This window comes from Achromobacter sp. RT286_PF, from assembly GCF_059760425.1.
This window is the reverse complement of record NZ_JCBAMR010000002.1, coordinates 1-25,938: the sequence shown is the minus strand read 5'-3', so window position 1 is coordinate 25,938 and position 25,938 is coordinate 1. Positions and strand designations below refer to the sequence as shown.

The 25,938-nt window shown below is 66.8% G+C and carries 27 protein-coding genes; 10 read left to right on the top strand and 17 right to left on the bottom strand.

Going from position 1 to position 25,938, the window contains the following annotated elements:
• The first annotated feature begins 277 nt into the window (after window positions 1-277).
• Window positions 278-1,246: a Bug family tripartite tricarboxylate transporter substrate binding protein gene (locus tag AC6LJY_RS02025; RefSeq protein ID WP_223264722.1), complete on the top strand. Its 969-nt coding sequence runs from the start codon at window positions 278-280 to the stop codon at window positions 1,244-1,246.
• Here AC6LJY_RS02025 and AC6LJY_RS02020 read toward each other — a convergent pair.
• Window positions 1,243-2,034, bottom strand: a complete 792-nt coding sequence (locus AC6LJY_RS02020) for a 2OG-Fe(II) oxygenase (RefSeq protein WP_498135163.1) — start codon at window positions 2,032-2,034, stop codon at window positions 1,243-1,245. The two genes, AC6LJY_RS02025 and AC6LJY_RS02020, sit on opposite strands and share 4 nt — an antisense overlap.
• A gap of 132 nt (window positions 2,035-2,166) precedes the next feature.
• Here AC6LJY_RS02020 and AC6LJY_RS02015 point away from each other — a divergent pair, with 132 nt between their 5' ends.
• On the top strand, window positions 2,167-2,859 hold the full coding sequence (locus tag AC6LJY_RS02015; RefSeq protein WP_104142258.1) for an HAD family hydrolase: 693 nt from the start codon (window positions 2,167-2,169) through the stop codon (window positions 2,857-2,859).
• A 30-nt stretch (window positions 2,860-2,889) separates the two neighbouring features.
• On the opposite strand, the gene AC6LJY_RS02010 is transcribed toward AC6LJY_RS02015, so the two are convergent.
• Window positions 2,890-3,672, bottom strand: coding sequence for an SDR family oxidoreductase (locus AC6LJY_RS02010; protein WP_314365446.1), 783 nt, complete (start codon window positions 3,670-3,672; stop codon window positions 2,890-2,892).
• A 151-nt stretch (window positions 3,673-3,823) separates the two neighbouring features.
• On the opposite strand from AC6LJY_RS02010, the gene AC6LJY_RS02005 reads away from it, so the two are divergent.
• Entirely contained in the window at window positions 3,824-4,360 is a 537-nt protein-coding gene (locus AC6LJY_RS02005; protein ID WP_314365449.1) for an MgtC/SapB family protein, read from the top strand.
• A gap of 21 nt (window positions 4,361-4,381) precedes the next feature.
• Here AC6LJY_RS02005 and AC6LJY_RS02000 read toward each other — a convergent pair whose 3' ends face one another.
• The 8 genes from AC6LJY_RS02000 to AC6LJY_RS01965 all read right to left on the bottom strand — a co-directional run bounded on the left by AC6LJY_RS02000 (window position 4,382) and on the right by AC6LJY_RS01965 (window position 11,587).
• Window positions 4,382-5,128: an SDR family oxidoreductase gene (locus AC6LJY_RS02000; protein WP_046806762.1), complete on the bottom strand. Its 747-nt coding sequence runs from the start codon at window positions 5,126-5,128 to the stop codon at window positions 4,382-4,384.
• Between the two features lie 43 nt (window positions 5,129-5,171).
• A complete protein-coding gene (locus AC6LJY_RS01995) occupies window positions 5,172-5,555 on the bottom strand; it encodes a cupin domain-containing protein (protein ID WP_498135162.1) in 384 nt (127 codons plus the stop codon).
• Between the two features lie 146 nt (window positions 5,556-5,701).
• On the bottom strand, window positions 5,702-6,511 hold the full coding sequence (locus AC6LJY_RS01990) for an AraC family transcriptional regulator (RefSeq protein WP_498135161.1): 810 nt from the start codon (window positions 6,509-6,511) through the stop codon (window positions 5,702-5,704).
• A 54-nt stretch (window positions 6,512-6,565) separates the two neighbouring features.
• Window positions 6,566-6,952, bottom strand: a complete 387-nt coding sequence (locus AC6LJY_RS01985; protein ID WP_046806761.1) for a VOC family protein — start codon at window positions 6,950-6,952, stop codon at window positions 6,566-6,568.
• 62 nt (window positions 6,953-7,014) lie between these two features.
• Entirely contained in the window at window positions 7,015-8,127 is a 1,113-nt protein-coding gene (locus AC6LJY_RS01980) for a formylglycine-generating enzyme family protein (protein ID WP_498135160.1), read from the bottom strand.
• Window positions 8,128-8,300: 173 nt separating this feature from the next.
• Complete coding sequence (gene alkB, locus AC6LJY_RS01975; protein ID WP_498135159.1) at window positions 8,301-8,954, bottom strand: DNA oxidative demethylase AlkB; 654 nt, start codon at window positions 8,952-8,954, stop codon at window positions 8,301-8,303.
• A gap of 100 nt (window positions 8,955-9,054) precedes the next feature.
• Window positions 9,055-9,765 carry a 2OG-Fe(II) oxygenase gene (locus AC6LJY_RS01970; RefSeq protein WP_314365462.1) on the bottom strand — a complete coding sequence of 237 codons (711 nt, stop codon included), beginning with the start codon at window positions 9,763-9,765 and terminating at the stop codon, window positions 9,055-9,057.
• Between the two features lie 301 nt (window positions 9,766-10,066).
• A complete protein-coding gene (locus AC6LJY_RS01965; RefSeq protein WP_498135158.1) occupies window positions 10,067-11,587 on the bottom strand; it encodes a phospholipase D family protein in 1,521 nt (506 codons plus the stop codon).
• A 97-nt stretch (window positions 11,588-11,684) separates the two neighbouring features.
• Between AC6LJY_RS01965 and AC6LJY_RS01960 the strand changes: the two genes are divergently transcribed.
• Complete coding sequence (locus AC6LJY_RS01960; RefSeq protein ID WP_120156806.1) at window positions 11,685-12,254, top strand: helix-turn-helix domain-containing protein; 570 nt, start codon at window positions 11,685-11,687, stop codon at window positions 12,252-12,254.
• Window positions 12,255-12,270: 16 nt separating this feature from the next.
• Window positions 12,271-12,840 (top strand): GNAT family N-acetyltransferase, encoded by a 570-nt coding sequence (locus tag AC6LJY_RS01955; RefSeq protein WP_498135325.1) that lies wholly within the window; start codon window positions 12,271-12,273, stop codon window positions 12,838-12,840.
• Window positions 12,841-13,146: 306 nt separating this feature from the next.
• Here AC6LJY_RS01955 and AC6LJY_RS01950 read toward each other — a convergent pair whose 3' ends face one another.
• Window positions 13,147-13,479, bottom strand: coding sequence for a hypothetical protein (locus tag AC6LJY_RS01950; protein ID WP_006221349.1), 333 nt, complete (start codon window positions 13,477-13,479; stop codon window positions 13,147-13,149).
• Window positions 13,480-13,873: 394 nt separating this feature from the next.
• Between AC6LJY_RS01950 and AC6LJY_RS01945 the strand changes: the two genes are divergently transcribed.
• Window positions 13,874-14,695 carry an SDR family oxidoreductase gene (locus AC6LJY_RS01945; RefSeq protein ID WP_046806756.1) on the top strand — a complete coding sequence of 274 codons (822 nt, stop codon included), beginning with the start codon at window positions 13,874-13,876 and terminating at the stop codon, window positions 14,693-14,695.
• Window positions 14,696-14,744: 49 nt separating this feature from the next.
• On the opposite strand, the gene AC6LJY_RS01940 is transcribed toward AC6LJY_RS01945, so the two are convergent.
• The gene (locus AC6LJY_RS01940) at window positions 14,745-15,515 is read right to left on the bottom strand and encodes a sulfite exporter TauE/SafE family protein (RefSeq protein WP_498135157.1); all 771 of its coding nucleotides are present in this window, start codon (window positions 15,513-15,515) and stop codon (window positions 14,745-14,747) included.
• Between the two features lie 322 nt (window positions 15,516-15,837).
• Here AC6LJY_RS01940 and AC6LJY_RS01935 point away from each other — a divergent pair, with 322 nt between their 5' ends.
• Window positions 15,838-16,800, top strand: a complete 963-nt coding sequence (locus tag AC6LJY_RS01935; protein ID WP_485858273.1) for a LysR substrate-binding domain-containing protein — start codon at window positions 15,838-15,840, stop codon at window positions 16,798-16,800.
• Here the strand turns inward: AC6LJY_RS01935 and AC6LJY_RS01930 are convergent.
• Window positions 16,721-18,124 carry an MATE family efflux transporter gene (locus AC6LJY_RS01930; RefSeq protein WP_498135156.1) on the bottom strand — a complete coding sequence of 468 codons (1,404 nt, stop codon included), beginning with the start codon at window positions 18,122-18,124 and terminating at the stop codon, window positions 16,721-16,723. The two genes, AC6LJY_RS01935 and AC6LJY_RS01930, sit on opposite strands and share 80 nt — an antisense overlap.
• 446 nt (window positions 18,125-18,570) lie before the next feature.
• Here AC6LJY_RS01930 and AC6LJY_RS01925 point away from each other — a divergent pair, with 446 nt between their 5' ends.
• On the top strand, window positions 18,571-19,107 hold the full coding sequence (locus tag AC6LJY_RS01925; RefSeq protein WP_332611301.1) for a MarR family winged helix-turn-helix transcriptional regulator: 537 nt from the start codon (window positions 18,571-18,573) through the stop codon (window positions 19,105-19,107).
• Here AC6LJY_RS01925 and AC6LJY_RS01920 read toward each other — a convergent pair.
• From AC6LJY_RS01920 to AC6LJY_RS01910, 3 genes are all read right to left on the bottom strand, one after another.
• Window positions 19,094-19,987: an EamA family transporter gene (locus tag AC6LJY_RS01920; protein WP_314365485.1), complete on the bottom strand. Its 894-nt coding sequence runs from the start codon at window positions 19,985-19,987 to the stop codon at window positions 19,094-19,096. The genes AC6LJY_RS01925 and AC6LJY_RS01920 overlap by 14 nt on opposite strands.
• Window positions 19,988-20,266: 279 nt before the next feature.
• On the bottom strand, window positions 20,267-21,091 hold the full coding sequence (locus tag AC6LJY_RS01915) for a helix-turn-helix transcriptional regulator (RefSeq protein ID WP_498135155.1): 825 nt from the start codon (window positions 21,089-21,091) through the stop codon (window positions 20,267-20,269).
• 70 nt (window positions 21,092-21,161) lie between these two features.
• On the bottom strand, window positions 21,162-21,656 hold the full coding sequence (locus tag AC6LJY_RS01910; protein WP_498135154.1) for a hypothetical protein: 495 nt from the start codon (window positions 21,654-21,656) through the stop codon (window positions 21,162-21,164).
• Between the two features lie 125 nt (window positions 21,657-21,781).
• Here AC6LJY_RS01910 and AC6LJY_RS01905 point away from each other — a divergent pair, with 125 nt between their 5' ends.
• Window positions 21,782-22,273: a hypothetical protein gene (locus tag AC6LJY_RS01905; RefSeq protein ID WP_498135153.1), complete on the top strand. Its 492-nt coding sequence runs from the start codon at window positions 21,782-21,784 to the stop codon at window positions 22,271-22,273.
• 137 nt (window positions 22,274-22,410) lie between these two features.
• On the opposite strand, the gene AC6LJY_RS01900 is transcribed toward AC6LJY_RS01905, so the two are convergent.
• Entirely contained in the window at window positions 22,411-23,379 is a 969-nt protein-coding gene (locus tag AC6LJY_RS01900) for a LysR substrate-binding domain-containing protein (protein ID WP_314365493.1), read from the bottom strand.
• A 126-nt stretch (window positions 23,380-23,505) separates the two neighbouring features.
• Here AC6LJY_RS01900 and AC6LJY_RS01895 point away from each other — a divergent pair, with 126 nt between their 5' ends.
• Window positions 23,506-25,806 carry an NADP-dependent malic enzyme gene (locus AC6LJY_RS01895; protein ID WP_498135152.1) on the top strand — a complete coding sequence of 767 codons (2,301 nt, stop codon included), beginning with the start codon at window positions 23,506-23,508 and terminating at the stop codon, window positions 25,804-25,806.
• Window positions 25,807-25,938 lie beyond the last annotated feature (132 nt).

Sequence of the window (25,938 nt, the reverse complement as noted above, 5' to 3'; positions counted from 1 at the left end):
CGGCCGTCGTTTCGAACAGGCCGAAACGGCCGAACGCCCAGCAAGCGGAAGGCCAAACAGGAGACTTGCCATGCCCCCCATCCGACTGCCCGCCGCCGCGACGGCGCGCGCCCTGCCATTGCGGCTGCCATTTCGTCTGTCTTTGAGGCTGCCTTTGCCGCTGACTTCGCCGCTGACTTTGCCGCTGACTTCGCCGCTGACTTTGCCGCTGAATTTGCGGACGGCTTTACGGGCAGCTTTACGGGCAGCTTTACGGACGGCTTTGCGGCCGGCGCTCTTGCTGCCCCTGGCCTTCGGCCTGGGCGCCGCCGTCCTGCCCGCCGCCTCGGCCGTGGCGGCCGATACCGGCCGGCCCATCAGCTTGATCGTGCCGTTTGCGGCAGGGGGCGGCGTCGACGGCATGGGCCGTTTGCTGGCCGAACGCCTGCGCAGCGAAATGCCGCAGGGCGTCGTGGTGGAAAACAAGCCCGGCGCCAGCGGCATGCTGGGCGCGCAGACGGTGGTGCGTTCCGCCCCGGACGGCACCACCTTGCTGCTGGGGTCGGCGGGCGAAACCGCCATCAACCCGCTGGTGTTCAAGAGCAAGATGCAATATCAGCCGGAAAAGGATCTGGTGCCGATCGCGCTGATCGCGCGGGTGCCCAATGTGCTGGTGGCCAACCCCAAGCTGCCCGTCAGTAATGTGGAGCAGCTGGTCGCGTATGGCCGTGCGCATCCCGACAAGCTGACGTACGCCACCAGCGGCGTGGGCAATCCGCAGCACCTGAACGGTGAACTGTTGCAATCGCTGGCCGGAATCAAGATGGTGCACGTGCCGTACAAGGGCGCGTCGGCACAGCTGGTGGACGTGGCGGCCGGCAGCGTGGACCTGACGTTTGTCAGCCTGGCGGGCGCCTTGCCTTTCATCAAGAGCGGCAAGGTCAAGCCGCTGGCCGTCACGTCGGCCAAGCGGGCCTCGTTCGCGCCGGACATTCCGGCCGTGGCTGAAACGCCATCCCTGAAGGACTATGCGCTGGAAAACTGGTTCGGCGTGTTCGTGGCGGCCGGCACCCCGCCAGCCGTGCAGCAGAAGTTGGCCGCCGCCATCGACCGCAGCCTGCGTGACGAAAAATTCGTGGCCAGCATCCGCGACCTGGGCGGCGAGGTGCAACCGATGAGCCAGGACGAATTCCGCGCCTTCATCAAGGCGCAGACAGCGGTGTTCGCCAAGGTGGTGGCGGACGGCAATATCACGGCGGACAACTAGCCCTGGCTCGCGTCGTGCAGCAGCAGTTCCAACCCCACGCGCTGTCCCGACCGCACCCGGCTGATGGCGTGCCGGGCGGTCACGCGGTAGATCCCTTGTGCGCCTTGTACCGGCCGGTGCGACACCGCGATCACCGCCGCGTCGCCCAACTTCAAGGGCAGCACCATGGGGCGGGACTGCATGCGCGGGCGCTGCTCGGTCATCACGAATTCCCCGCCCGTGAAATCCACATCGGGCTCGGACAATAGCGCGACCAGTTGCAGCCTGAATACGGCTTGCCCGTTGTCGTGATGCGTCAACGCTTGATAGTCGCCCTGCGTCAGCGTGCGCACGGCGGACAGCGGCCGCGTCTGGCCCGCGTCGCGGTTGCGCTGGGTCCATGCCGTGAAGTCGTCGGGGTAGGCGTCGGGTTGGACGTCGGGTTGGACGTCGGGTTGGACGTCGGGGTGGACGTTGGGGTCGGCAGCGGGCAACTGCAAGGCGGCTGCCCACGCGCGCGCGATGGGCAGCAGATGCCGGTACAGAACCGGCCGCATGGCAGCCAGCGCGGGGGGCACGGTGGCGCCGCCCAGCCGACGCGCGGCGTCCGGCGCGAACAAGCCGGGCAACAGCGCCCAGCCTTGCGCGTCCAGGTCCCGGAATACCTGTGCCCAGTCCGTATGGTCCAGGGGGCGGTGCAAGGCTTGCCGGCTATCAGGTCGGGTGTCGGGCCGGGCGTCGGTGAAGCGTTCTGGCGGTGTCGGGTCGGGCATCGTGGCGTGGCGGGTGTTTTGTGCGTGGCTCAGCATAGGCTCGCACGCCGGCCGGCGTCACTCCGAAGTTTGCTATCGAAGATTGCTATCGACGTTTGCTGCCGAAGTTTGCTTTGCGGGCCATGCAGTATGCTTACCCGCTTCATGAACCGCCCCATCCCGCCCGCAATGACTGATTTTCCCTTTGACGCCGTGTTGTTCGACTGTGACGGCGTGCTGGTCGATTCCGAACCCATCACCAGCCATGTGCTGACCCAGATGTTGAACGAGCTGGGCTGGGACATCACCCACGAAGAAGCCATGCGCATCTTCACCGGCAAGGCCGTGCGGGACGAGCTGCCGCTGATCGAAGCGCGCACCGGCGCCAAGCTGGGGCCGCAATGGTTTGACGAATTCCGCCAGCGTCGCAACGCCGCCCTGGACCGCGACCTGCTTGAAATTCCCGGCGCGCCCGACGCCGTGCGCGCCCTGCACCGCACGCTGGACGGCCGCATCGCCGTGGCGTCCGGCGCCGACCGCCGCAAGGTCGAACTGCAACTGGTCAAGGTCGGCATTGCGGACTGCTTTGATGGACGCGTTTTCAGTGGCCACGAAATGCCGCGCAGCAAGCCGTTTCCCGACGTCTATCTGGCCGCCGCGCAGGCGCTGGGCGTGGACCCCAAGCGTTGCGCCATCGTGGAAGACACGGTCACCGGCGCGACGGCCGGCGTGGCCGCGGGCGCCACGGTGTTCGGCTACAGCCCCGACGCCAACGGCCACAGCGGCGCCGAGGCCTTGCGCAATGTGGGCGTGGCCCACGTGTTCACCGACATGAACCAGTTGCCCGCGCTGCTGGCGGGCTGGCAGGCCGGGGCACGCTGACCGGCCTTGCCGCCGTCCTGCCTGCGCCGGCTATTTCCCGTAATTCGCGTACTGCTCGCCGCCGTCCAGGTCGATGACGGTGCCGCTCAGGTAGCCCGCGCGCGGCGATGCGCCAAACACGATCATGTCGGCCACTTCGGCCGGCTCCATCAGCCGGTTGAACGGCAGGTCCGATAGCGTTTCCTGCCACCGTTCCTCGTCGCCCCAGCGGGCTTGCGCGCGTTGCCGCGCCAGGGTCAGCACGCGGTCGGTCCGCGTGCGCGACGGGTTCACGCCAAAGACGCGCACCCCGTGGCGCGGCGCGTCACCGCCCAGCGCGCGGGTAAAGGCGATCAGCGACGCATTGGCCGCCGCGCCGCAGATGTAGTCGGCACGCGGCGCGGCGCCCGCCATGCCGATGATGTTGGCGATGACCCCCGCGCCCGCCTCGCGCATGTGCGGGTAATAGCAGCGCGCCAGGCTGATGTAGCCATGCACCTTCAATTCCCAGCCCGCGCGCCAGCGTTCGTCCTGCACCTGGTCCAGCGCGCCGCCGGGCACCGCGCCCGCGTTGTTCACCAGGATGTCGATGGGGCCGGTGTCTTGCGCCAGCCGTTGCGCCGCGCCGGGCTGTGCCAGGTCCAGCGTCACGGCCTGGGCCGCGCGCCCGGTCTGCTCGCGGATGGACGCGGTGGCCGCATGCAGCGCCGCATCGTCGCGCGCCACCAGGATGGGGTCCGCGCCTTCGCGCGCGAACGCCACGGCGCACGCCAGGCCGATACCCTTTGACGCGCCCGTGATCAGCACGCGTTTTCCGGCCAGCTGCAAGTCCATGTCTGCCTCCTGTGAATTCGCGCCCGCACACGCGGCGCAAGCCATGGTTGTAAACCAGTTGCGTGGGCCAAACCAGTAAGAAAACGCAGCATGGCGCGGGCACCGGCGCGCCTGCTATGCTGCTTCACCCTTGTCTTGCAGGAAGCGAAAGATGGCGCAAGTCTGGCTGGAAATCTGGTCCACGGTACGCAGCGAATTCGCGGATATCCCCGACGTCGGCGAAGCCACGCGCATTGTGCTGCGCTTGGGGATGGCGGTGTTCCTGGGCGGGCTGCTGGGCTATGAACGCGAACGCAGCGGCAAGGCCGCGGGCCTGCGCACGCACATGCTGGTGGCGCTGGGCGCGGCAATCTTCGTGCTGGTGCCCTTGCAAGGCGGCATGGAAGTGGGCGACATCAGCCGGGTGCTGCAAGGCGTGATCGCCGGCATCGGCTTCCTGGGCGCGGGCGCCATCATCAAGCTAAGCGATGAACGAGAAATCCATGGGCTGACCACCTCTGCCAGCATCTGGATGACGGCGGCCATCGGCGTGGCGGCGGGGATGGGGCGCGAGGCCACGGCGCTGGTCAGCACCTTGCTGGCGCTGTTCGTCCTGGCCGTGCTGCGCCGCGTCGAGGCCCGCATCTGGGAACGCAAGGAACAAAACAGCGTGATCGCCACCGACGACAAGCCGCCGCGTAACGGTTGAACAACGGTTGAACAACGGCGTTCAGCTGCCGCCGGACACGTCGATGAACGAGCCGCTGGTGTAGCCGGCTTCTTCGGAACACAGCCACATGACGGCGCCGGCTACTTCCTCGACCGAGCCGCCGCGCCGTAGCGGGATGACGCTTTTCAGGCGGTCGACGCGGCCGGGTTCGCCGCCGCTGGCGTGCATGTCGGTGTAGATAGTGCCCGGGCGCACGCCATTGACGCGGATGCCTTCGGGCGCCACTTCCTTGGACAGGCCGATGGTCATCGTGTCCAGCGCGCCCTTGGATGCCGCATAGTCCACGTATTCGTTGGGCGAGCCCAGGCGCGCGGCGGCCGAGGACACGTTGACGATGGCGCCGCCCTGGCCGCCGTGCCGCGTCGACATCCTGCGCACGGCTTCGCGCGCGCACAGAAAAGCGCCGATGACGTTCGTGGACAGCACGCGCAGCAGGCGGTCGGCTTCCATTTCGTCCAGCCGCATCTGCGTTTCCAGAATGCCCGCGTTGTTGACCAGCGCATCGATGCGGCCCAGGCGCTCGTCCAGCGTGCGGAACATGTGCAGCACGTCATCCTCTTGCGACACGTCGGCCTGGATGGCCAGCGCGGTGCCGCCGTCTTGCTGGATGTCGGCCACCACGGCGTCGGCGGCGTCGGAATGGGTGCGGTAATTGATGCCTACCGCGTAACCCCGGCGCGCGGCCAGCTTGGCGACGGCGGCGCCGATACCCCGGCTGCCGCCGGTAACGAGTATGACTTTCGGCATGGTGTTCTCCTGGATGCGATTCACGGTAGCAGAACCGGGGGCGTCAAATCCAGACGTCGTTGGGCGCGCTGCGCTCGCCGCCCTGGTCGCCGGTATTGGGTACGCCACAGGGTTCCACCAGCATCAGGTGGGCCTCTTCGGTGGCGCAGGGTTTGTGCTCCACGCCTTTGGGGATGACGGTCATGTCGCCCGGACCCAGGTCGATGTGGCCCAGGTCGGTCTGCCCATCACGCAGGTCGATGCGCAGGCGGCCGCTGATCACGATAAAGGTTTCGTCGGTGTCGGCATGGCTGTGCCAGACGAATTCGCCTTGCACCTTGACCACCTTGAACTGGTAGTCGTTCATCTGCGCGATGACCTTGGGCCGCCAGTGTTCGTTGAACAGGGCAAGCTTGCCGGCAATGTTGATGGCGGGAATGGGGGGCATTTTGAAAGCCTGGATGAATGATGACCCCGCAAGCTTAGGGCTTGGGCCGGCTTGGCGTCTTGTACGTTCTTGCAGGTTTTGCAGGTGGGTGGGAGGGCTCCCGGGCCGTTGCCGGCTGTTGTAATTTTCTTTGGCCGCCGCGCGCACTAGCGGTGCAGCATGCGGCGCCAACGGTCGGGCGTCATGCCGTAGGTCTGCGCATGGCGGCGTGTCAGGTGGCTTTGGTCGGTAAAGCCGGCGCCGGCCGAGGCGTCGGCCAACGACGCACCGGCCGCGATCAGGCGGCGCGCCAAGTCCAGCCGGCGCAGCATGACGTAGCGGTAGGGGCTGGTGCCGAACAGGGCCCGAAAATCGCGCGACAGGCTCCAGCGGTCTTTGCCCGCGGCCTGGGCCAGCGCGTCCAGCGTGATCGTGGTGTCCAGCGACGCGTGGATGTACTGGCGCGCGCGCTCGGTGGCGACGTAGTCGGCGCAGCGGCGGCCGCGCGGCCTGCCCGCGGCGGCGGACAGTGCATGCGCCAGGTCGTATAGCGCGTCGTCTTCCTGCAAGGGGTCAAGCGCCGCGTGCGTGTCTTGCAGCAGCGCGCCGCTGGCGGCGTACAGCCGGGCGTCGGCCGAGATGCCGCCCGGGATGAACGGCAAGGGCCGCCCGCCCAGAATCTGCTGGATCAGCGCGGGCTCGACATAAAGCATGCGGTAATGAAAGCCGGCCTCGGTGCCCGCTTGGCCGTCATGCGCTTCGTCGGGGTGCAGCACGATGGTGCCGCCGGGCAGGCTGTGCCGAACGGCGCGGCGGTAGTTAAAGCTCTGCACGCCCGCCAGCGTACGGCCGATGGCGTAGGTGTCGTGGCGGTGCATGTCGTAACCATGACCCCCGAAGTAGGCTTCGATGCGCTCCACGTGGCCGGTGTCGGCGGCGCGAAGGATCCAGTCCTGAGTCGGTGTGGCGCGGGTCATGGCGGCCTGCCTTGGGGTTAAGGCTGGGCTAGCGTAATGGCTAGGTCAGGGGGGTTACGCCTTCACCTGCACCAGTACGAACTCGTTGCCGTACAGGTCGATGAAGTGGGCGTAGACGGTGCTGTCGTCATGGACGGGTTCTTTGGTGAAGCGCACGCCGCGCGCGACAAAGCTGCCGTGGTCGCGCATGACGTCGTCGGTGTAGAACACGCCCACCGGCTGGCCGCCGGTCTGGTCGCCGACGCGGTCGCGTTGCGCCTGCGTCAGCGCTTGCAGCAGCCAGACCCCCACCGCCGGTTGGGCGGGCAGGCGCAGGTGCACGTAGCGCTGCTGGCCCACGGGCATATCTGCGAATACCTCCATGCCCAGCTTGTCTTGATAGAAGGAAATGGCGGTGTCGTAGTCGTTCACGAGAAGGACGAGACGGCCCAGCGAATGCATGTCAGGACTCTCTTTGAGGTTAAGCGTGCGGCTATGCTAACCCGCCCAGGCCCCTTTTTTGTTTAATCGGCCTCGCGCACCAGCCGCAGGCCGACCAGGGGGTAGCGCGTTTCCTGCGTATTCCAGTTGCGATACGACGAGCGCGTGTACAGCGCCCAGGTATGCCAGGACCCGCCCCGGCGCACGCGTACGTTGCCGCTGGCCGGGCCGGTGGGGTCGTCGGCGGGCGACTGCGCGTAATAGTCTTCGCCATACCAGTCCGACACCCATTCCCAGGCGTTGCCGTGCATGTCATATAAGCCGAAGGCGTTGGGCGCATAGCTGGCCACCGGCGCGGTAAAGGTGTTGCCGTCGTGGCGCGGGGTGGCAAAGGCGTGCCATTTTGGCCACAGGGGCGCGGTGTCGGCGTCAAAGCCGTTGCCCACGTCGGCCATGCCAGCCGGGTCGTCGCCATTCTGATAGCGCGTGCGGGTGCCGGCGCGGCAGGCGTATTCCCATTCCGCTTCGGTGGGCAGGCGGTAGACGTGGCCTTCCTGCTGGGTCAGCCAGCGCGCCAGGGCGGTGGCGTCGTTCCAGCTGATGTTCACCACCGGGTGGTCGTCGGTCTGCGCAAAGCCGGGGTTGCGCCAGGAATAGCGGCGGTCGCGGCCTTCAAAGGCGTCGCCGCGTTCGGATTTGTCGGGGTCATACGCGGCGTTGTAGCCGTAGCCTCCCGTGCCGTCCGCCTCGGACTCGGGCACGTAGCCGGATGCCTCGATAAAGCGTTTGAACTGGCCGACCGTGACCTCGGTGCGTTCCAGGTAGAAGGGCCGGGTGATGCGCACCGTGTGCACGGGCGCTTCGTCGAACAGCTGGGTGAAACGGTCTTTGGGATATTGGGGGTAGTCACGGGCGAGCGTCTCGGCCGATTCGTCGCTGCCCATCTGGAACGTGCCGGCGGGTATGGCCACGAATGTCATGTCCAGCGAATTGACGAGCAGCGCGGGCGGCTCGGCCGCCGCTGCGGGCAAGGACAGCGCCGCGCCGGCCAGGCACAGGACGGCAACGGGCAGGCGGGGTGACAGCAGGCGGGGTGACAGCAGGCGGGGTGACAGCAGGCAGGGTGACAGCAGACAGGGTGACAGCAGACAGGGTGACAGCAGGCGGGCAAGTAGCGGGCGAAGGCGGGTACGCATGATTGTCGGCGGCATAGGCGCAAGAAGGCGCAAGGGGCGCAATAGGGCGGGGGCGAAGTGCGCCCGACGGGGGCGCGGGCAGGGGTGCGAAAGTGTAGGGCGGCCGTTCGGGCACGGCCAGACGCGGTCAACCCTAGTGTCGGCTCTCGGCTATCGGCTGTCGGCTAGCGCTGTCAGCCTGCCTTGCGCAGCGTGAAGTTGATGCGTCGGCTGCCCAGCCGGGGGTGCGGGGCTTCCTTCATCGGCATCACGCCGTGATAGCGCAGGCGATCCACGCCGCCCCACACCACCACGTCGCCATGAAACAAGGGCACGCGCGCCGCCTTGTCGGCGCGGTCGTTGCCGCCGAAGAGGATCAGCGCGGGCATGCCCAACGACACCGACACGATAGGCGCGTCGAAATCGCGTTCATTCTTGTCCTGATGCAAGGACAAGCGAGACCCCGGTTCGTAGCGGTTTACCAGGCAGGCGTCGGGCGTAAAGCCGGGAAAGCCGGCTTCCAGCGCGGCATCGTGCGCCAGGTGCAAAAACGCGGCGGGCAGCGCCGGCCAGGGTTGGCCGGACAGCGGATCAATGCGCGTATAGCGGTACCCGTGCGCGTCCGTCGTCCACCCCCATTCGCCGCAATTGGTCAGCGCCACCGACATGGTGTAGCCGCCCGGCGTGCGCATGTGGCGAAAGGGCGACTGCGCGGTCACGGTGTCCACGCCTTGCAGCAGCGCGTCGGCGTGCGCCAGCGCAAAGCCACGCAGCACATAGGACTGAGGGCCGATCTGGTCCCGACCGTGCTGCGCGGTGTCTTCGTCGTCGAACAGGTTCAGGGTCATGGCGGGGGCTATCGTGTGGCGGGCCTAATTCGCGGTGGGCCTATTGTGTTGCGGCCAATGGTGCTGCGGGCTGTTGTGCGGCGGCCTATCGTGCGGCGGCCTATTGTGCGTCATGAAAGATCAGCCCCAGCGTGTGGCGTCGGCCCGTGTGCAGCGCGCTGACGCCGTGCCGCATTGCCGTCTTGCGCCAGCCGCGCACGCCCGGCACGGGACGCAGGTTCACGGTGAAGATCAGCGCGTCGCCCTGTTGCAAGGGCAGCACGTCGATGCGTTGCTCGCGGCTGCTGGTCTCCTGCATGACGAATTCTCCGCCCGTGAAATCGTGGCCGGGGCGCGACAACAGGATGGCCACTTGCAGCGGGAACACGTGTTCGCCATACAGGTCCTGATGCAGGCAGTTGTAGTCGCCCGGGCCGTATTGCAGGATCAAGGGCGTGGGGCGGCGCTGGCCGGCGTCGTGGCAACGTTGCAGGAAGGCGGCGTGGTTGTCGGGGTATTGCACCGCAATGCCCAACTGCCGGTTCCAGCGGTTGGCAATGGGAGCCAGGCGCGGATACAGCGCGGTACGCAGCTCATGCAGCAAGGGCGGCAAAGGGTAGGAAAAATACTTGTATTCGCCCCGCCCGAAGCCATGCCGCGCCATCACGATACGGCTGCGGTAGCGGTCGGGTTCGTCGTACCGGTTTGCAAATTCGTCGCATTGCGCGGGCGTCAACAGGCCGGGCACGATGGCATTGCCGTGCGCGTCCAACGAGTGTGTGATGGCGGTCCAGTCCAGGTCGGGCAAGGCGGGGCAGGGCGGGGCGTGCATGGCGATCGGCAAGTGCGGTGAAACAAAACGGTGAATCTACGTCCGGCAGGGGTGGCGGCGAACTCCGCTTGTTGCGATGGCGATAAGCCCGGCAAATGGAACATTACGAACGTTATAGCAGCGCGTCTCAAGACCTGCCACAGCCGCGTGCCACGGCAGCGGGCCGGGGGCGGCGGGCAAAGGCCGCGTGCAAAGGCAGCGTGCAAAGGCAGCGGGCAAAGGCAGCGTGCAAAGGCAGCGTGCCAGGGCAGCGTGCCAGGGTGCGGGGCTACAGCCACGAATCGCCGCCGCAAGTCACCCGTCACAGCAGCGATTCCAGTGGCAGCAGGGAAACGAACCATACCGAGAACCGCTTCCACGCCGACGTGCCGGGCTCGGTCTCGTGGCGCACCGTCTTGCCATCGCGTTGCTCCTCCCAGATCACGTCGCCCTGCTCGTCCAGGCATACGCGGTAGGCCAGCTTGGGCAACTCTTGCTGGAAGGCGTTGGCGATGCCGGCCGCGAGCGTGGGGCTGTCGATGACAAAGCCCAGCTCGGTATTCAGGGTGGCGGATCGCGGATCAAAGTTGAACGATCCGACGAACACGCGCCGGCCATCCACGGCAAAGGTCTTGGCATGCAAGCTGGAACCCGAGCTGCCAAAGGGCCCCATGCTTTTGTTGCGATCCGCGCCGCGCGCCTGCCGCTTCATCTCGAACAGTTCCACACCACTGGCCAGCAAGTCCTTGCGGCGCCGGGCATAACCGGAATGCACCACCGCCACGTCGGTTGCTTCCAGCGCGTTGGTCAGCACCTGCACCTTGACCCCGCTTTGCGCCAGCTTTCCGAATGCCTCGGTGCCACGGGCGGTGGGCACGAAGTAGGGCGACACCAAGTACAGATCCTGCGTGGGCGCGCCGATGATGTCGTGCAACTGATGCGGCAGCATGGCTTCGGGTGGCGCGGTGCCCAGTGTCTTGCGCGGGTCGTCGCTGACCATCCGGGTATCGGCCCATTCCAGCGTCAGATCACCGGCCAGCAACTGCCGGATGAAAGGCAGCCGCTTCATGGCACGCGCGTAAGCCGCGGCCTCGGGCGAGCCCTCGACTTTGCTGGCCTGCTCTTCCAGCGCGTCCAGCTCGCCGGGGCCGGCCGGTTTCAGTATCCGGTCGACCGGGTAAGCTGAATCGCTGCTCCAGTAGCGGTCAAAATCCTTGGACACGTCGTTCACCGCCGCGCCGATTGCCAACACGTCCAGATCGGTGAACAGCACGCCGCTGGTGGCCCCAAAGTACTCGTCGCCGATGTTGCGGCCGCCGATGATGGTGGCCTGGTTGTCGGCGGTAAACGATTTGTTGTGCATGCGCCGGTTCAGGCGGCTGAAATCCGTGACGTAGCCCAATGGCTTGGGCCAGCGCAACACAAACGGGTTGTACAGCCGCACTTCGATCATTGGGTGGGCGTCCAGCGCGGCCAACACTTTGTCCAGCCCGGCCGTGCCGTTGTCGTCCAGCAGCAGGCGCACGCGCACGCCCCGGTCGGCCGCGGCGTGCAGCGCTTCCAGCAGCATGGTGCCCGTCATGTCGTTGTGCCAGATGTAGTACTGCACATCCAGGCTGCGCTCGGCGGCGCGGGCCAGCATCATCCGGGCGGCGAAAGCGTCATGCGCATCGCCCAAGGGGTGGATGCCCGACTTGCCGGGGTGCGCGGCGGCCAGCGGCGTGATGCCACGGCCCAGCGCGGTGGCCGCTGCGTCCTCGGGCGTCAGCGCCTGTGATTCGTGGCGCTTGTCCAGCGGGGGCAGGCTGCAACCACCCAGAAACGATAGGCAAAGGAGGGGCATGAGTAGGGTTCGGGCCAAAAGCATGCCGTATTGTGCCGAATTTCCTCACGCCATCGGCGCCTTGTGGCGTTTCCGTATCTGGGATAAATTCCCGAATATGGAAAATGCAAGCAACGATCTTGATCTGGACCGCCGCATCGCCCACCGGCTGCGCGCACTGAGGCAGGAACGCGGCTGGTCGCTGGACGAGCTTGCCGGCCTGGCGGGCGTCAGCCGCGCCACGCTCTCACGCCTGGAAAACGCCGAGGTCAGCCCCACGGCGTCCGTGCTGGGCAAGCTGTGCGCCGCGCACGGCATGACCATGTCGCGCCTGATGATGATGGTGGAAGACGACTTCGCGCCGCTCGTCCCAGAAAGCGCCCAGGCGGTGTGGGTGGACGACAGCGCGGGATTTCGCCGGCGCTCGGTGTCCCCGCCCGCGCAGCAACTGGCCGGCGAAGTGCTGGCCTGCGAACTGGCGCCCGGCGCCCGCATCGCCTACGACCAATCGCCCCGGCCCGGTCTGGAGCACCACCTGTTGATGCTGGAGGGCGAACTGGCCATCACCGTCGACGGGCAAACGTACACGTTGGCGCCGGGCGACTGCCTGCGCTACCAACTGTTCGGCGCCAGCCTGTTCGTGACCCCGCCGCAACGCGGTGCCCGCTACCTGTTGTTCATCGTCTGAGCCCACCATGAAGTCCATGCCACCCATGACACCCATGCCACCCATGACACTAGACCGCGCCAATACCGACGTAACCCTGTTGACGGCTGACGCCGCCCGCGCCTGCCTGAACGAGCTGGGCGACGTGCTGCATGCCTGCGTGCACGGCGGCGCCAGCGTCAGCTTCGTCCTGCCGTATTCCACCGACGACGCCCAAGCATTCTGGCGCAACAAGGTGCTGCCGGCGGTAGAAGGCGGCCATCTGTTGCTGTGGGTCGCCCGCCGGAACGGCCGCATCGCCGGATCGGTGCAACTGGATACCGACACCCCGCCCAACCAACCGCACCGCGCCGAGATCCGCAAACTGCTGGTCCACCCCGACTTCCGCCGCCGCGGCATCGCCCGCGACCTGATGCGAGCCGCGGAAGCCCACGCCATCCACCTGGGCCGCACCCTGCTTACCCTGGACACCCGCAGCGGCGACAGCGCCGAACCGCTATACGCATCGCTGGGCTACGCCACGGCAGGCCAGATCCCCGGCTTCAGCCGCGACCCGCACGATCCCGGCAAGCTGGACGCGACAACGATCATGTACAAGCGGGTTTGACGGGCTCGGCAAAGCCGCAGAGTTCGTCGATCTCTTTGGGGAACGAGGTGTAGGGCACGCTGTATTCGATGAATTCGGCGAGGCTTTCGGGGATCCCTATCAAGACCGACCAGAGGATTTTTGCGGGCGCTCACAATGACGCCCACCGCTTCCCTTTTGGGCTGGCAAGGTCGCTGCGGTACCTGTCAGCCCAATCGCGGTAGAAACGCAAGAAGGTCCACAATAAAAACGGGCCAGATTTGACCCGGTCGAGTCAAATCTGGCCCGCTAGCCTGGCCGCTTACCGCAGGCAGGGACGTTATGCCATCAAGCCAGCGGCTTGATACCCACGCTGTACGGGGGCGCGTTGCCGCGGGCGGGGGCTTTGATCTTCAGCATCGAGCCACCGGGGGTGAACTCGAATTCCTGAAACGGCACTTCAAACCATTGGTGAAAGCTGGTGCGCGAGAACTCGGGCACCCAGACTTTGGGGCGCTTGGCGTCGCAGTGGAATTCAACCAGCGTGCGGTCGATGCCCAGCGGACGCGTGTTGCCAATGCGGTAGCTGACGCGCAGTTCGGCGCTTTCTGTCGAGCCGGGGCGCCAGGTCAGGCCGATGGATTCCATGAATTGTTCAATCGCCTGAATACCGCGATGCATAGTTGACTCCGAATGCTGGCGGGCGACGCGCGCCCACAAAAATCCGCCGCATGCAGCGGCGGGAAACACCCGAATTATCCGACATTCCGCGTCGGGATGCCCAGACCGGGCCTTCCTGGGGCTGCTGCAAGCGCAGCCAGCCGGGCGCGGCGAGCGGAAGGCGATGTCACAGGGCGCAGGCCGCCCCATGCGGCCGGACAGGTCATCAACGTAGAAATAGGCAGGTTTCACGCAAGAACGAGCCTGTACGCACGGGCGCTCGATTTCTAACATTCTCTTCAGGCTCAGGGGCGATGCTTTTCACGGAAAGCGCGGCGCTCGGAGCCGGCCGCCAGGCATCTTGCCGGGGGCCGCAAGCACGCAAGCAAGCACGCAAGCAAGGGAAGAAAATCGCATGAACTCCGAAAAAATCTGGCTGGTGACGGGCGCATCCACGGGCTTGGGCCTGGTGTTGGTGAAGATGCTGCTGGGCCAAGGTCACAAGGTGGCGGCAACGTCGCGCGATGGTGATGCGTTGTTGGATGCGGTCGGGGCCAAGCTTGAGGGCCAGTTCCTGCCGTTGACGGTGGATCTGGCCAACGATCGCAATGTGCGCCGCGCGGTGGACGCGACGGTGGCCGCGTTTGGCCGCGTTGATGTGGTGGTGAACAATGCGCGGGCGGCCTGCCCGGGGTCGTTGGCCGAGCTGTCCGATGCGCAGGTGCGGGCCGCCTTCGACATCAACGTCTTCGGCACGCTGAACGTGATACGCGCCGTCCTGCCGCGCATGCGGGCGCAGGCAGGCGGCCACATCATCAACGTGTCGTCGATTCTGGGCTTTGATGGCGGCCATGCCGAATGGGGCGCATACAGCGCGGCGAAGTTCGCGGTATGTGGCCTGACCGAGGCGCTGGCCGCCGAGGCTGCCGCGTGGGGCGTGCGCGTGTCGCTGGTGTACCCGGGCGCGATGCGGGCGGGCTCGCCGCAAGACGGCGGCGGTTCGCCGGAACGTGCCGCGCGTGGGGCGCACGCGCAAGAGGGGGGCGACGTGGCCAAGGCCGCGCAGGCGCTGATCCAGGCGGCCCACGCGCAATACGCGCCGCTGCACCTGTTCCTGGGCCGCGACGCCTTCGATCAGGCGCGCGGCAAGATCCAGTCGGTGCAACAGGAATTGGCGCGATGGCGCGAGATGTCGGTGTCCATCGGCTTTGTCGACGAACGGCGTCTGGCCGCATGAGCGCTGCGGCGGCAAGGCGGACTTGATTGCCCGCCCGTTCGTGTACCCGTCATCTGCCCCAGCCGCGCGCAACCTGCCAGGCGCCCAGCACGGCAAGGCTGATCATGAAGCACAGCTTGAACATCCGCGCCGACAGTTTGTTGCGCAGCCACTGCCCCAGCGCCATGCCCGCCAGCGCGGGCAACAGCATCATTACCGACGACCCGGCCGCGTTCGGGCTGTAGCCGCCGTTGATCCACAGGCCAAACGCCAACGCCACGGTGGACACCGTGAAAGAGATTCCCATGGCCTGGATCAGCCCGTCCTTGCCCAGGTTCAACGCTTGCAGGAACGGCACGGCCGGGATGACGAACACGCCGGTGGCCGCCGTGATGACGCCGGTCACCGCGCCCACCAGCGCGCCCAGCGCGTGCTCGTGGCGGCGTGGCACGCTGGGCGGCGAGCCGAACAGGCCCCACGCGGCATAGGCGATCAGCGCCAGCCCCAGGGCGACGCCGGCCCACTGCCCGCTGGGCGCGCCCAGCCACAGCGAGCCGGCCACCGTACCCACGCAGATGCCGACCTGCATGGCGCCGATGCGGCGCAAGCTGTGCGGCAGTGTGGGCCAGGGGCGCGCTTGCCAGAGATTGGTCACCAGTGACGGCACGATCAGCAAGGCGGCCGCCTGCGCCGGCGCCATTACCAATGCCAGCATCGCCATCGAAATGGTGGGCAGGCCCAAGCCCACGACGCCCTTCACCACGCCGGCCAGGACAAACACCGCGATGACGGCGGTCAGCATCGCCGGGGTGCCGCCGGGCACCAGGTCGGCGGCGTTCATGGCGTTGCTCCGTTGGCGTCCAGGCTATGGCTGGTCCTATGCCTGTGGCTATGGCTATGGCTGTGGCTATGGCTATGGCCATGGCTGGCCCGGATGCGCAGCCTCCGATCAGCCGAAAAGAAACGCGCGGGCAGGGACGCTGGAACGAGGCGATTGATACGGCGGGAAGTCATGGTGTAACGGTCGGCATTGGAGTCGAAGGCAGCGTAAGCGGCGAGGTAAGCAGGCTTCGATTTTGCGCCGCCACGTACCGCCACGCGATCGGGAAATCGCATAGCCTGCCTATGGCTGCACCATAGGCAGCACGTGCTACGCTGCCCGGATGCGATTCGACCTGACCGACCTTCGTCTATTCCTGAACGTATACGAAACCGGCTCCATTACCGCCGGCGCGCAGCGCACGCATATGACGCTGGCGTCGGCCAGCGAGCGCATTCGCGGCATGGAAGGCACGTTGGGCGTCGCCCTGTTGCTGCGCGCGCATCGCGGGGTCGAGTCCACGCCCGCCGGACGCACGCTGGCGCATCACGCGCGTGTCGTGCTGGGGCAAATCGACCGCATGCGGGGCGAACTTGACCACTACGGCCAGGGCCTGAAAGGGCACGTGCGCGTGCTGTGCAACACCACGGCGCTTACCGAGCACCTGCCGCCGGTGCTGGGCGATTTTCTGCGCGACCATCCGCGTGTCTCGGTGGACCTGGAAGAACGCACCAGCGTGGAAATTGCCGATGCGCTGCGCGCGGGCGCTTGCGACATCGGTGTGCTGGCCGATTCGGCTGACTTGCAGGGCCTGCACACGCGCGTCTTCCGCCACGATCCGCTGACCCTGGTGGTGCCGCGCGGCCATGCGCTGGCGAACCGGCGTTCGGTCACGCTGGCCGAGGTGGCTGACGCGGATTTCGTGGGGCTGATTGAAGGCAGCGCGCTGCAAGAACACCTGGCGCATCACGCGCGCCGTGGCGGCAAGATGCTGTCGTACCGCGTGCGCCTGCGCGGCGTTGACGACGTGTGCAAGATGGTGGGGCGGGGCGTGGGCATTGCCATTGTGCCGCGGGCCGCCGCCGTGCGCCTGGGCAGGACGGCCGGGGTGCAACGCGTGGCGCTGGCGGACGATTGGGCCACGCGCGATCTGGTGCTGTGCGTGCGCGACACCCTGCCGGCGTACGCGGATGCGCTGGTGTCCTACGCGTTGCGCGACGCGCCCGTCAAGACCCCGCCAGCGGGCGAGCCTTTGGCAGATGGCCGCGCTGAAACCACGAGCCGGACGCGATCGCGACCAGGATGATCAGCCCGTACAGGCACATTGCCACGGCCGCCACCAGGAAGAAAACCGTCAGTGACCCCGTCAGGTGCAGGGCGATGCCGCCCGCGCCCACGGCGGTGACCAGGCGCAGGCAACCAGCCAACAGCGGCCACTTCAAGCGGCCCGCGCCCTGCGAGGCAAAGTACATCGAAAACCCCAACGCAAAGAATCCATACACCGGCCCGACCATTTGCAGGTAAAGGGCACCAGCTTGCAGCATGTGGTCTTCGGCGCCGAACAATCGCAACCAGGCTTCCGGGAAAAACGCCGCGGCCAGGCCGATGGATTCGGCCAGCACGAAAGCCATCGCGCCGCCCGTCAACGCGATGCGCACGGCGCGCTCGGGCTGCCCCGCGCCGATGTTGGAGGCCACCATCGCCACCATGGGCGCGCCCAGCCCGAACGCGATGGGCATCAGCAGGTATTCCAGCCGCACGGCAATGCCGTAGCCGGCCACCGCCGCCGTGCCGGCATAGGCGCCGACCAACGCGGCAATCAGCGCTACCTGGGCGTTTGTCAGCAGCGGATTCAACGTGGCCAGTGCGCCCACGTTAAGAATGCTGCGCATCAGGGACAGGTGCAGTCGGCTGATGACCAGCCGCGCGGGGTTGCGGCCGCTGGCGCAGTAGACGCCCAGGATCAGCGCGCCCACGCCGTAGTAGATGACCAGCGCCCAGCCGCCACCCGCCACGCCCAGCGCGGGAAACGGCCCCCAGCCGAAGATCAGGCAGGGCGATAAGGGCACCAGCAACAGCGCGCCGCCGCAGATCACCGCGCCCGGCACCAGCATGTTGCCGGTGCCGCGTATGACGCTGGCAAAGGCGTTCATCAACCACATCAGGATGATGCCGCCAAAGATGACATTGGAGTACGCCAGCGCCGCGTCCAGCGCTTCGCCCTGCGCGCCCAGCGCGCGATACAGTTGTGGGCCGAAGACCAACAGCAGTACACAGAACAGCAGGCCCAGCAACGCGTTCAGCACGACGGCGTGCAGCACCAACTGGTTGGCCTCTTCCTGGCGCCCTGCGCCCAGCGCGCGCGCCACGGCGGCCGAGATGCCGCCGCCCATCGCGCCTTGCGACATGTTGCCCATCAGGAACAGCACCGGCACGACCAGCGCCACGCCCGCCAGCACCGATGTGCCCAGCCGCGCCAGGAACCAGGTTTCGATCAGGCCGGTGGCGGACTGGGCCGACATCATCAGGATATTCGGCCAGGCCAGGCGGGCCAGCGTGGGGGCAATGGGCGCATGAAGCATCGCGTGCAAGCGCGCGTTGGCAGGGCGTGGCGGGGGAGTCGCTGACATGGTTGGCGGCTGGAAGGGGGCGATGGCTAGGGCGGAGTAGGGGGCGAAAGGGGCGAAAGGGGGCGCTGCAAAGGCTCGACGGAGGACACGGTAAAAGGCGCTACGAAAGACACGGCAAAGGCGCTACGAAAGACACGCCAAAGGCGCTACGAAAGACACGGCAAAGGCACTACGAAAGACACGCCAAAGGCGCTACGAAGACACGGCAAAGGCGCTACGAAAGGCACGGCAAAGGCACTACGAAAGACACGGCAAAGGCACTACGAAAGGCACGGCAAAGGCGCTACGAAAGGCACGGCAAAGGCGCTGCCTCGGCGTGTCACGAGGTGGGATAAAATTTACGTGCATATGCCAATATCTGTCAACAATGCGCTGGACGCCGGCCGTTCCCGGCAGTAGCGTATTGAGCTTGCCCGATCCACTTTGCCTGCCCGTTTGCCACGCACATGTCCGACGCTGAACCCGCCACGTCCGGCCCAACCCCCGGCCCGACCTCCGGCCCGACCCCCGGCGCTGCCCCGGGCCAGACCTCCGGCCCGATCCCCGACCCGCTCGTCTGCAACGGCGCCGCCTTGCGCAAGGCGACCCGGCGCGTCTCGCAGCTGTATGACACGGTGCTGGCGCCCTGCGGCTTGAAGGTGTCGCAGCATTCCATCCTGGTGCACATCGCCCGTGCCGGCACCCCGTCCATGACCGACCTGGCGCGCGCGCTGGTGCTGGACCGGTCCGCGCTGGCGCACAACCTGAAACCGCTGGAGCGCGACGGCTATGTGGAAACCTCGCGCGACGAACGCGATGGCCGCAGCCGCCGGGTGGCCCTGACCGACGCGGGCCGGGCCAAGCTGGCGGAATCCAAACGCTTGTGGAAGGATGCGCAGCGCCGTTTTGAAGCGGCCTACGGCACCGAACGCGCGGCCGCATTGCGGCATGCCTTGGCGGATATTTTTTCCGAGGACTTCGCCCTGGCTTTCAGCCGGGGCTAGCGCGCGCGGCCACCGCCTGCCACAGCACGCCGGCCAGCACACAGCCCATGCCCAACGCTTGCGCGGCCGTCACCGTTTCGCCCAGTACCGTTGCCGCCAGCAGCACGGCGCACGTCGGCGCCAACGCAGTGAACAACGCCGCTTCCGCGCCGCGCACGCGCGCCGCGCCCGCATACCAAAGCAGGAAGCCGCCCACCGTGGGCACCAGCGCGTAGTAGCCCACGGCCATCATCGCGCTGCTTGAAAAGGTAAGCGACCACGGGGCTTCGGTCACGCTGGCCAGCGCCGAAAACGCCAGTCCAAACCCGGCCATCACCGTCGACAGCGCCAGCGGCGGCACGGGCACGTGCAAGCGTTTGTTCAGCAGGATGAACAGCCCTTCGCACACGACCGCGCCCAGAATCAGGGCGTTGCCGGTCCATGACGCGGGCGTGTCCGCGCTACCACCGCCCCGCGCCATCAGCGCGACGCCCGCAGCGGCCACGGCAATCGCGCCCAATGTTGCCTTGCCCGGCCGTTCGCCCAGCAGCAGCATCGCGATGCCTGCGGACACCAGCGGCAGCGTGCCCAGGATGATGCCGCCGTCCACCGCCGACGCGCGCTGCAAGCCGGCGATCAACAATGTCGTGTAGCCCACGCTGCCGGCAATGGCTTGTGCCGCCAGCAGCATCCAGTCGCGTCGGCCCAGGCGCGGCACGCGGGCGCCGGTGGCGGCCATCAACACCGCAAAGCACGGCAGCGCCAGGGCAAAGCGCAAGGCGGTGGCGGTAAAAGGCGGCATGCCGGCGCCGATGATCTTGCTGGCCACAACCGTGCTGCCCACCAGCACCATGGCCGCCGCCAGAAAGCCATAGCCTTGGAACCTGTTCCTTGCGTTCATTGCCCCGTCCTTGCTGAAGAAAACCGCAGCATGGGCCGACGCGCGTATGCGGTCTTGAATGAAATTGCAGGGCTGGGTCAGTAGGAGGGCGGTATCGGCGGCAGAGGTCTGCTTTGAACGTGCGTGCATTGCCGCATCGGGCAGCAGTGCCCCGCCCCGAGCAGGATTGCGCCACCGCCTCGCGCGGCAGGGGTCGCCCTGAGGAGGATTGCGCCACCGCATCGCGCGGCAGTGGCCGCCCTTGAATCCAATTCCATTGAATGAAACGCCACTGCCGCCTCAGGCGGCGCGGGCCGCTGATGCGTAGTGGCCGGGCGACACGCCGTAGGCGCGCGTGAACAGCCGCGTCATGTGGCTTTGATCGGCAAAGCCGCTGGCGGCGGCGACGTCGGCCAGCGGCATGCCGCGCCGGATCAGCTGCCGCGCCAACAGCAGCCGACGTTGTATCTGATAGGCGTGCGGCGTCATGCCGGTGGCGCGCGTGAAGGCGCGCAGCGCTTGATAGCGGCTGAGTCCGCTGGCGGCGGCAAGGTCGGCCAACGACAGCACGGCGGCGGGGGTGTCGTCGATCAGGTCCTGCGCATGGCGGATGCAAGCGGGAACACCCGCGCGCGCATCCGGCGTCAAATCGGGCGCGCGCTCGCCGTGCGCCTGCATCAGAATGCGCAGCAATAACGCGTCGCTAGCCAGCGGGGCAGGGCTGCCGATGGCGTGCGCGTACAAGCGCAACACGTCGCGGGCAAGGTGGGGCTGGTCGCGTGCCGGGTAGACGAATTCGTAGGCGGCGGCCAAGCCGCCGGCTTCGGCAAGCTGGCCGGCGGCGTCCATCACCACGTCCGGGTCCAGGTACAGCATCTGCCAAGCGCGCGGCGTGTCTCCGATGGGTGCGCCGTCGTGCACTTCGCCGGGGTTGACGGTAATGACGTGGCCCGGGCCGGCCGTGACTTGGCCCCGGCCGCTGTGGGACACCTGTGCGCCCTGGCGCATCACGCCGATACCGAACTGATCATGCGTATGCCGCGCAAACGCATGGCGGCTGCGCGCGGCAACGGCCTGCACGCCGGCAAGCACGCTGCGCTGCATCTGGAATTGACCGGAAAGCATGGACGGATAGGGTGGGGCTGGGCGCGTGGCGGTGGCCCAGTATCGCTTGCCGATCCCGGCGCGATCAAGCCTATTGCAAGCCGTTCCAGCGCGCCACCGACGGCTCGGCCGCCGCCCATTTCCACTGGCCGTTTTGCTGGCGGCAGATCAGGCTGGTGTAGGCGGGGGCGGGCGCGTCTTCCTGCTCGACCGTGAACAGCACTTCGCGGCAGCGGGTCAGTGGCGTGGCGATATCGCGCACCACCTGGATGCCGCCGTTCTCGTTACCCACGGGCAGCGCATGCCGGATCTGCCAGTGGCGGATCTGGCCGATCGGCAGGTCGCCCGCCGCGTTGGCCATCACGTTCTGTTGATCGTTCTTCCATTCGCGCAGCACGTATTTCACCGTGGCGTCCACGGCGGCCTGCACGGTTACGCCGATGGCGTAGCCCGCAACCGGGTTGGCCGTGGCCGCGCCGCTGACGGTGCCGACCACGGCGCCCGTGGCTCCGCCGATTGACGAGCTCTGGCAGCCAGACAAGAGGGCGCCGGCCGTCAGCGCCAACACACAAACACGCGGGATCACTGCAACGACCCCCAACGCGCCGTGGCCGGCTCGGCGCTGGCCCAGCGCCACTGCGCGCCGTCGCGGCAGATGGTGGTGACGTAGAACTCGCGCGCGAGTTCGTCCTCGGCCTGGTTGGTGGGCTTGTGGGTGGCCTTGTTGGCGGCCTTGTTGGTGGCCTTATCGGCGGACTTATCGGCGGATTTATCGGCAGGCTTATCGGCTGGCGTGTCGATAGAAAACACCACTTCCTTGCATTGCAGCCCGACGCCGCCGATCAAGCGGCTGACGGCAACCTGCCCCTGCGCGTCGCTTTCGATGGGGATCTGGTGCTTGACGCGCCACGGGCCCACGGCGCCTACGTCCAGCGCGCCGGCGGCTGTGGCGATGGCGTCCTGCTCTTCGCCGCGCGTCTTGCGCTGCGCGTAGGCCAGGGCCGCTTTCGCGCCGGCCTGTACGCCCAGGCCGATGCCGGTGGCCACGGTGGCGTTGTCGGTAACTTTGTTGGCAATGGCCGTGCCCGCGATACCGGCGGCCGCGCCGGTGCCTTCGTTAAGCATCGAATTGCAGCCGGACAGCGCGGCGGATGCGGCAAGGCCGATCAAGGCAAGGGCAAACGCGCGGCGCGGCGCGTGTGAGGGCGGGGTGGGGAACAAGCGGCGGCCTCCTGCATGAATCTTGGCGCCGCAAGTATAGGATCGGGGTGGCCGGGCACGGGCCAACGTTTGCATTGGTTGACAATTTTGTCGACAAACGCCCGCTTCAAGGCCTTCCGTCAATTCCCCGGCCGCGCGCCCTTGGTATAGACCTCGCGCAGCTTTGACGCGAACAGCGCGTCCACGTTGCGCCGCAGGCCATCGGCCCGCGTGAACAGCGAGATCGGCGGCAGCGTCCAGTCAAACGAATACGGCACGATGGCCGCGCCCGCGATCCGCACCAATTCGTCGGCGATATCGGCCGGCAGGATCGACACGGCGCGGTCGCTGGCCACAATCATTTCGCCGATCAGCTTGGACGAATCGCTTTGCACCGATGGCGGCGGCGGCGCCACCCCCGCACGCAGGAAAATCTCCGCTACCTGTTCCCGGATGGGGCTGCCCGGCGTGCCCAGAATCCAGTCCAGGTCGGCCAGCCGCTCCCATTCCAGCCGCGACCGCCCCAGCCGCGCCGCCAGGCGCCGGCTGGCGATCAGGCGGGGCTGCTGGTGGTACAGCACTTCAAAATCGATATTGCTCAGGTCGACCGACGGCGTGGCCCAGCCCACCACCACATCCAGCGTGTGGTCGCGCAGCTGGCGCAGCAGCGCGGGGCCCTGGCCTTCGTGGATGGTTGCGGTAATGCGCCGGCCTTGCGGCAAGGTGCGGCCAATGGCCGCCGACAGCATCTGGCCCGACACAAACGGAATGACGCCAATGTGCAGATGGGCGGCATGGCCCGCCGCCACCGCCTCCATTTCCTGCACCAGATGGCCCAGGTCGTGAACCAGCCCACGCGCCCGCGCCAGCACCACGGCGCCCAGCGGCGTGGGCGTCATGCCGCGCACCGAGCGGTCGAACAGCGGCACGTCGAACATGCTTTCCAGTTCAGCCAGCGCGTTGGTCACGGCGGGCTGGCTGGTGGCCATGTGTTCGGCCACGCGCGTCAGCGATCCGTGCTGCTCGATCTGTAACAGCAGCATCAGGTGGCGCATCTTCAGCCGCGAGGTCAGTTTCCGGATTACTGCATCCGGGTCAAAGGCCGTCATAGACACGTCATAAGGTAAAGGTAATGGGACGATATTAAATCCGAATCAACACCTTATGTCTGCGCGCCTAGAATTTTTCCCATATTCACGTCACCCTTTTATTTCGCCACACGAGGCTACCGCCGCATGAATTCGCCCTCCGACCGCCAGGCAGCATTGGACTATCACGAGTTTCCCACCCCGGGAAAGATTTCAGTGGTGGCGTCCAAGCCGCTCGTCAACCAACGCGATCTGGCGTTGGCGTACTCGCCGGGCGTTGCCTCTGCCTGTGAAGAAATCGTGGCCGACCCGGCCAACGTCTACCGCTACACCGCGCGCGGCAACCTGGTGGGTGTGATCACGAACGGCACGGCCGTGCTGGGCCTGGGCAACATCGGCGCGCTGGCCTCCAAGCCCGTCATGGAAGGCAAGGCGGTGCTGTTCAAGAAGTTTGCCGGCCTGGATGTGTTCGACATCGAAATCAATGAAACCGATCCGGACAAGCTGGTCGAGATCATTGCCGGGCTGGAGGCCACTTTCGGCGGCATCAACCTGGAAGACATCAAGGCGCCCGAATGCTTCACCGTCGAGCGCAAGCTGCGCGAGCGCATGAAGATTCCCGTGTTCCACGACGACCAGCACGGCACCGCCATCACGGTATCGGCCGCGTTCATCAACGGCTTGAAGGTCGTGGGCAAGGACATCAAGAAGGTCAAGGTCGTGACCTCGGGCGCGGGCGCTGCTGCCCTGGCGTGCCTGGATTTGATGGTGGACCTGGGCCTGCCGCTGGAAAACATCTGGGTCACCGACATTGAAGGCGTGGTCTACGAAGGCCGTGTCGAACTCATGGACCCGGACAAGGCGCGTTTCGCGCAAAAGACCGATGCCCGCAAGCTGGCTGAAGTGATTCAGGACGCCGACGTGTTCCTGGGCCTGTCCGCCGGCGGCGTGCTCAAGCCCGAAATGGTTGCGGCCATGGGCACGCGCCCGCTGATCCTGGCGCTGGCCAACCCCACGCCGGAAATCCTGCCGGAAGTGGCGCATGGCGTGCGTGACGACGTGGTCATGGCCACGGGCCGTTCCGACTACCCGAACCAGGTCAACAACGTCCTGTGCTTCCCGTACATTTTCCGGGGCGCGCTGGACGTGGGCGCCACCACCATTACCCGTGAAATGGAAATGGCCGCCGTGTACGCCATTGCCCAATTGGCGGAAGAAGAGCAGAACGAAGTCGTTGCGGCCGCCTATGGCACCTACGACATCTCGTTCGGCCCGGAATACCTGATCCCCAAGCCGTTCGACCCGCGTTTGATCGTGCGCATCGCGCCGGCCGTGGCCAAGGCCGCGATGGACGGCGGCGTGGCCACGCGCCCGCTGGCCGACCTGGAAGCCTACGAAGAACAGTTGCAGCAGTTCGTGTACCACTCGGGTGCGTTCATGAAGCCGCTGTTCTCGGCCGCCAAGCGCATCGTGCGCGGCGGCGGCAAGGCGCGCATCGTGTTCACCGAAGGTGAAGACGAACGCGTGCTGCGCGCGGTGCAGGTCGTGGTGGACGAAGGCCTGGCCCGTCCGATTCTGGTGGGCCGCCCCGCCGTGCTGCTGTCGCGCATCGAGAAATTCGGCCTGCGCCTGCGCCTGGGCGAAGACGTTGAAGTGACCAACCCCGAATACGACGAACGCTTCCATCAATACTGGACGACGTACTGGGAACTGATGTGCCGGCGCGGTATCACCAAGGAAATGGCGCGCGTGGAAATGCGCCGCCGCCTGACCTTGATCGGCGCAATGATGGTGCACCTGGGCGATGCCGACGGCATGGTCTGCGGCACGGTGGGCGCCTACCACGACCACCTGCGTTTTGTGGACGAAGTGATCGGCCGCCGTCCGGGCGCCAACGTGTATGCCGCGATGAACATCCTGCTGCTCAACGAGCGCACGGTGGTGTTGGTGGACACGCATGTCAACGATGAGCCCACGGCCGAGCAGATCGCTGAGTTCACGGTGATGGCGGCGCAGGAAATGGCCCGCATGAATCTGGCGCCCAAGGTGGCGCTGCTGTCGCGGTCGAATTTCGGCACGGGCAGTTCCGCGTCGGGCGCCAAGATGCGCCGCGCGCTGGAGCTGGTGCGCGACGCCGCGCCCGAGATCGAAATCGACGGCGAAATGCACGGCGATTGCGCGCTGGACGAAGCGCTGCGCATGCGCATCCTGCCGTCGTCCACGCTGAAAGGTGAAGCCAACCTGCTGGTGTGCCCGAACGTGGATTCCGGCAACATTGCCTACAACCTGCTCAAGACGGCCGCGGGCGGCAACGTGGCGGTCGGCCCGGTCCTGTTGGGCGCGAACGCTCCGGTGCACATCCTGACGTCCAGCTCCACGGTGCGCCGCATCATCAACATGACGGCAATGACCGTGCTGGACGCCAACCGCGTCGAAACGTCGGCCTGAGGCGCAGGCGTTTCGCGCGTGGCTGCAATCCACGCCATCGTCAACGCCGTCAATCAACGCTAGCGACCGTTGCCAGCAACCAACGCCGGCAACCAACGCCGGCAACCAACGCCCCGAGCCACCGCCTTACGC